The organism is uncultured Pseudokineococcus sp., from assembly GCF_947495735.1.
Classification (GTDB): Bacteria; Actinomycetota; Actinomycetes; order Actinomycetales; family Quadrisphaeraceae; genus Pseudokineococcus.
In genome coordinates this window covers 1-630 of record NZ_CANMAA010000044.1, presented here as the reverse complement: position 1 = coordinate 630, position 630 = coordinate 1, and the positions used below count along the sequence as shown (strand labels likewise).

Here is a 630-nt window from a genome sequence, read left to right as displayed (position 1 = left end):
GCGACAGGCGTGGACGTCTGCCCGGCCTCGGCGCGAGTCTGGGTGATCCCGACCGGCAGCACCTGGTCGACCCCGGGTGCCCCGCGCCACATCTGGACGGTGCCGGCCTGCAGGGTGGACTCGCTGAAGCTGGGCCGGCCGTCGGCCGGCTGCTGCAGCACGAGCCGGTCACCGGGCAGCTCGAGCACCGCGGAGACGTTCTGGGAGGCCAGGCCCCCGGTCAGGCCGGCGAGGAAGCCGACGAGCAGGGTGATGAGCGCGACGACCGCGCCGATGAGCACGAAACGGCCGCGGGCGAAGCGCAGGTCGCGCCAGGCGACGAACACGGGGAATCCTTCCTGCGCCCCGGCGTCTCCGTGGCGCAGCTCGAGCCTGGCCGTCAGGGCCTGTCCCGGGCATCGCCGGGAAGGTCGGTCCTTCGGGCCGACTTTCGGTTGATGGCTGGTGGCCGTCCCCGCTCCTACGGTGAGCACGCCATGGCACACAGCGCCCTCACCCCCGTCTTCGTCGGCCTGCGCACCGGCCTGCACGTGCTCTTCGCCGCACTGCTGGCCCTGGTCGTGGTCAACGTCGCCCTCGGCGGCCCGCCTCGCGCGCTGCCCCTCGCCCTGTGCGCGGTCTTCGCCCTGA

General features: G+C 73.7%; 2 pseudogenes. One reads left to right on the top strand and one right to left on the bottom strand.

The features are described from left to right. Positions 1–326 (bottom strand): annotated as a pseudogene (locus Q0848_RS18905) (ABC transporter permease); the annotation flags it as partial. A gap of 150 nt (positions 327–476) precedes the next feature. Here Q0848_RS18905 and Q0848_RS19115 point away from each other — a divergent pair. After that, positions 477–630, top strand: a pseudogene (locus Q0848_RS19115) (sensor histidine kinase); the annotation flags it as partial.